Below are 5,152 nucleotides of genomic sequence, written 5' to 3'. Positions count from 1 at the left end.
AGCTGTTTTTCCGCCGCATCCACCGTGTGCTTCAGCAGCATGGCAATGGTTACCGGTCCGACGCCCGCAGGACGGGGGTAATGGCGCTCGCTTTTTCCAAACATGCCTCATAATCAACGTCCCCGACATTGCCTTCATTGTAGCCTGCGTCCAGAATGACGGTGCCGTCCTGAATCCAGTCTCCCTGAATGAATTTCGGTTTCCCTACTGCGGCAACAACGATTTCTGCCTGGGACACGATATCACCAAGGCCTTTCGTTCTCGAATGGCAGATCGTGACCGTGGCATTGCGGTTCAGCAGCATCAGCGAGACGGGCTTGCCGAGAATCGGGCTGCGGCCGACAACAACAGCGTGCTTGCCTTCTACAGGAATCCGGTAGTAATCCAGGATAGCGATGATGGCCGCCGGGGTACAGGAAGGATATGCGGCAAAGCCGAAAGCATTCTGCGCAAATCCCAGCGTGGTGACGCCGTCGACGTCTTTTTCAATGGCGATCGCGTCGAATGCGGCTCTTTCATCAATCTGATGGGGAACCGGATGCTGCAGCAGAATTCCGTGAACGTTCGGGTCGGCGTTAAGCTTTTGGATTTCCCGGATAAGCTCCTCGGTCGTCGTCCCCGCATCCAGTGTGATTTTTAACGATTCCATCCCGAGCCGTCTGCAGGCATTGCCTTTCATGCGCACGTATGTGGCCGATGCCGGGTCGTCGCCTACCAAAATGGTCGCCAGGCAGGGGGTAATCCCCTGCTCGGACAGCCTTTTCACCCTGCTAGCCAAGCCGTCCTTAATGTCCTGCGCCACGCGCGCTCCGTCCAAAATCAGCGTTTGTTCTGTCATCGTCTGCATCTCCTTTAAATCATGGTAAGGTCCAGAAAACATAAAGAGGCAAGGGGAAATTCCCCTTACCTCTGCCCAGGCGTACGGCTGTTTATATCCATGTGCTCCCTCATGGTTCATCCCATGTTTCCGCCAGTCGCACACAGTCCATCTATGTAGAATGATACCTTATTGTGCTTACGGGCACAATGGGGAGTTTTGAGAATGATGCTTATGGGCTGCCGTTTCTTTTAAACACGATGTAATCCATTTTTGTCTCAACCAGCACCATCAGCTGCTGCGCCATATAAGACGCCGTGTATTTAAAATCAACCTCTGCCCAGTGCATAATGACCCCCACTGTGGCCGACATCCGGTAGCTCAGCATGATTTCGTAGTCGATCGGCGGCTCGGTCGGTTCCATTTCGATATGCATGTCCTTCCGCATCGACTCTCTGAGCCTGTCGTACATGTCCATCGCCAGCTTTCCGCGTTCGACTCGCGATAAGGCCAGGAACACATCTTTATGCTGTTCGATATGCTCAAACAAGCGCAGCCCCGAGGGGTAGGTCATCGATGCTTCAATTCGCTCCAGGCCCTCATACGGCTCGACGAGCAGTTCGGCGATGCCATGCAGAAACTCGTCGTGGATTTCCTTGAGCAGGTCTTCCTTGCTGACGAAATGCTTGTAAAAGGTGCCCCGGTTATAGTCTGCGCGGGCTGCGATGTCCATAATGGTCACCGAATCGAAGCCTTTATCGAGAATTAAGGAAACGAGTGCGGATTTGAGCGCCTGCCGGGTTCTTCTGGCCCTGCGGTCAAGAACTTGTTCGTCTGTCAAATGCAATCTGCCTCCAGCTTGTCGTTTCTACTATTATAACCGCAAGTTGGGCTGCCGCCAAAACGCAGATAATCATCAACAAAAAGAAGGTAAATGTTCAAGATTGTCATGGTTCGGTGACATACGGCGCCAACCTGTTGGATAGATGACATTATTTCTAAATATGATTATTGTGTGAACAATTAATAAGGGTTTAACCTATACATGTAGCAGATATGAGCTATAAAGCCCATAAAACATTTTATAAACTTTGTTGAAAAGGAAGCGATTCAGTCATGAGTCAAACACAAACGAAAACGGCAGTCATTACCGGCGCGGCCGGCGGAATCGGGAAAGAGCTGGCACGGCGTTTGGCCGAGCGCAAGCTGAATCTCGTTCTGGTCGATTTGAAGGAGATGCGGTCAAGAGCGTCGTTGAGGAGCTTGGCCTGAACGATACCAATTCACTGGCGATCGCTGCCGACGTATCCAAAGAGCAGGACGTGCAGAACTATGTGAACCGTGCTGTTGAAAAATTCGGCACCATCGATTACTTTGCGAACAATGCAGGGATTGAGGGCCCTACCGGGCTGATTGAAGAGCAATCCGTGGAAGCGCTTGATCTGGTATATAACGTCAACGTCCGCGGGGTGTTCCTGGGACTGCATTATGTTATTCCAGTTATGAAAAAGCAGAATTCCGGCGCAATCTTGAACACATCTTCGCTTGCAGGCCTGATGGGCGCGCCAGGAGTGGCCCCATACATTATGTCCAAGCATGCCGTGATCGGCTTGACGCGCGTTGCTGCCAACGAGCTGGCTTCGCTGGGCATCCGGGTTAACGCGGTTCTGCCTGGAACGATCAACACCCGGATGATGCGGCAAATTGAGGCGAACTCCGGCAATGCGGAAGCGTACAAAGCCGCCAATGAAGCGGCAACACCGATGGGCCGTTACGGCGAGCCGCAGGAAGTAGCGGCGGTAATGAACCTCCTCCTCTCCGATGAAGCTTCATTCGTTACAGGTTCCCTGTACACGGTAGACGGCGGGATGGTCGGTCAGTAATCACGACAACCGAATTCGTCCAAAAAAAAGAGGAACAAATGTTCCGGGAATTTATTGACAATCGAGAGAAATAACGATATATTGAGTTCAACATAGTTAATGGAAGCGGGAGAAGCACCCTGCAGGAAAGGCGTCATGCCTTACTTGCGGGGTGCTTTTTTTGTCCATTCATTATGAATTTTGATGATTTGGGGGAGAGATGAAGATGACGTATGTAAAAGTTTTATGGAAAAACAGCTTGGTGACGGTTTTATGCTGTACGGTCGCGTTGTTCATGCTGGGTCCGGCTAAGGCGGACGCGGCATCGGACAGTGCTTGGGACGCCGCTTTGCAGAGTATTGGTGTGCTTCATGACAGCTATAAGGCGCTGGAAGAGGCCAACAAGCTGAAGAAGCAGCAGATTCAAGTGCTCCGGAAACAGAATGATGACCGGTTAAAGTCTGTCAATGCGAAGGTGCAGGGGATCGACAAAGCCAAGATCGACAAGCTGAAATCCGAAGCCGATCAGGCCCAGAAGAAATATCAGCCGCTGCTTAATGAATATACAGACCTTGGGAAGAAGGCGGCGGATGCGAGAAAACGTAAGGACCAGAAGGCCGCGCTTCAGTACGATCTGAAGCGCAACCAGATCAAGGCCTCGGCCAGTGCTGCCCGTGCTGAAATCAAGAGCCGTAAGGATGCGCTCGCTGCCGCCAAGAAGGAAGCTTCGGCCAAAGCCAAGGCGGTGAAGGATACGTTGGCGCAGGTCCAAACGTTAAAGAAGCAGGTGACTGCCGAGAATAAGAAGATTACGGCAGCGAACAGCACCCGGAGCGCGTCGGACAAGCGGTATAAAGCGGCAGTCAAGCTCGGGAACGCGATCACAGCCACGGCTGAGCTGACCGTGATGTATAAGGAGCTTGGTAAAATCAGCGCCTCCCTCAATCAAATTTACCAATGGGAGAAGCAGATCGATTCCGTCATCCGGACAGCGGAAACGAAACTCCCCAAGTCTTGAAGGACAAGCGTGATATGTTCTTGAGAAGTACGTTTTTCTAAGGGGAACTACTCCTTTTTCTCCGGTTCGGGTGCTGCGGCCGGCTGCCATAGGATAACATGCCGGGTTTTATAGAACAGCTGCGGCTCCTTCTTGAATACGCAGATGACGACATGAATAAAGAAGACGGTATTCATGGCAAACACAATAAGTCCCAGGATCATGCGAAGGATCGGCGGAACGGTGTCAAGGGAGCCGGCCAGAACCCGGTTGGCTCCAAAAAACAGCCAGTAGAGAATTCCATATCGAACCACAAGCGATTTAAGGGAGATTCGCTCCCCTCCATCGGCAAGACGGATACGGACAAGCCATTTGCCGGGAGTCAGACCTCCAGTCAGCCAAGGTACCAGCATGAAATACAGTCCTGTCGCAACCCAGAAGGAAGCCGGTACATGCAGGATATGCAGAATGCCAAGCAGGATCGCCCAGACGATCCCGTCCGCCATAAAGGCGATTCCCCGCCGCGTATAGGTTACCCGTTTGGCGGCCCGGTCGATATTGGCATCCAAATGCTCAATGCGGGGAAGAAGGCCGGATAACCATTCGGCTGCCAAGAATCCAAGCAAACCGCCGAGCGTGTTAGTGATCAGGTCATCTACGTCGAATACCCGGTACGGGTGATCGTACAGCCCGAATATTCCGCTGAGCTGGGTCGTCTCAAACAACAGCGACAGCAAAAACGACAGCAGAATGGAAAGTTTCCATCCCGTCCGGAAATAATAACGGAGGATCATACCGAACGGAACGGTAAGAAACACGTTGAATACCACTTGAAGGAAGGCGCGTTCCGTAAGCAGCCGCAGGTACGTCGAGGGCTGCGAGGACACGACGGACGTTTCTTTCAGGATGTCGTGAATGAAATTCAGCGGCACCAGCTGAAGCGCCCCTCCGGCCATGGCCGGATTGTGCCGGGAAGCCGGCAGCGGAAGGATGATCAGAAACAGCGCGTTGAGCAGGTACAGCAGGAACAGGTACAGCACAAACGCCCTGATTTTATGGATATAACCGTGTCTGCGGTACTGCACGACCAAGAAGGGAAGGGTAAAAAATAGCGCCGCAAAGGGAAAAGACAGAAATGCATATGAGATTGGAAATACATACGAATGAAACACGACTAAACTGCACCGCCTTAATTCTTTATGTTTTCTTTTTGGCCTTGCCATCGGCTGAATGTACATCATAGCACAAGTATGATCGGTTTCTGGTTAAATTTTGTTTAAAAATTATAAAGAAACGTGAAGCAAATGCAGAAAATTCGGCTAAATTTCTATCAGGTTGCTTAAGCAAAATGTTATACTTGAACTTATGGTTTTTGTACTAATACAACAAGATTCAGCAGGAGGATATTTGATGTCACAACCAGATGGGGTTTCATTGCAGAAAAATTAAACCAAGGCACATCAGCTTGATGGCCAT

Annotated in this window: 3 protein-coding genes, 2 pseudogenes and 1 riboswitch; of the genes and pseudogenes, 2 read left to right on the top strand and 3 right to left on the bottom strand. The window is 51.2% G+C overall.

Going from position 1 to position 5,152, the window contains the following annotated elements:
- Both CPT76_RS14985 and CPT76_RS14980 read right to left on the bottom strand, forming a co-directional pair.
- Positions 1-838: pseudogene (locus CPT76_RS14985) on the bottom strand (bifunctional 5,10-methylenetetrahydrofolate dehydrogenase/5,10-methenyltetrahydrofolate cyclohydrolase); the annotation flags it as partial.
- Between the two features lie 66 nt (positions 839-904).
- Positions 905-988, bottom strand: a riboswitch (ZMP/ZTP riboswitch).
- Positions 989-1,049: 61 nt separating this feature from the next.
- The gene (locus CPT76_RS14980; protein WP_181152859.1) at positions 1,050-1,658 is read right to left on the bottom strand and encodes a TetR/AcrR family transcriptional regulator; all 609 of its coding nucleotides are present in this window, start codon (positions 1,656-1,658) and stop codon (positions 1,050-1,052) included.
- Between the two features lie 275 nt (positions 1,659-1,933).
- Here CPT76_RS14980 and CPT76_RS14975 point away from each other — a divergent pair.
- Positions 1,934-2,700 (top strand): annotated as a pseudogene (locus CPT76_RS14975) (SDR family NAD(P)-dependent oxidoreductase).
- 205 nt (positions 2,701-2,905) lie between these two features.
- Positions 2,906-3,697 (top strand): hypothetical protein, encoded by a 792-nt coding sequence (locus tag CPT76_RS14970; protein ID WP_105443458.1) that lies wholly within the window; start codon positions 2,906-2,908, stop codon positions 3,695-3,697.
- Between the two features lie 47 nt (positions 3,698-3,744).
- Here the strand turns inward: CPT76_RS14970 and CPT76_RS14965 are convergent, their stop codons facing one another.
- Complete coding sequence (locus CPT76_RS14965) at positions 3,745-4,848, bottom strand: VanZ family protein (protein WP_105443457.1); 1,104 nt, start codon at positions 4,846-4,848, stop codon at positions 3,745-3,747.
- Positions 4,849-5,152: the final 304 nt, after the last annotated feature.

Source organism: Paenibacillus sp. AR247, from assembly GCF_002968895.1.
Taxonomy (GTDB): domain Bacteria; phylum Bacillota; class Bacilli; order Paenibacillales; family Paenibacillaceae; genus Paenibacillus_AQ; species Paenibacillus_AQ favisporus.
Note: the sequence above shows the minus strand (reverse complement) of the source record. Positions and strands in the feature narration are given on the sequence as shown.

Coding starts and splice junctions, on each gene's coding strand:
- CPT76_RS14970 (WP_105443458.1), top strand. CDS start 2,906: ATGACGTATGTAAAAGTTTTATGGAAAAACAGCTTGGTGACGGTTTTA.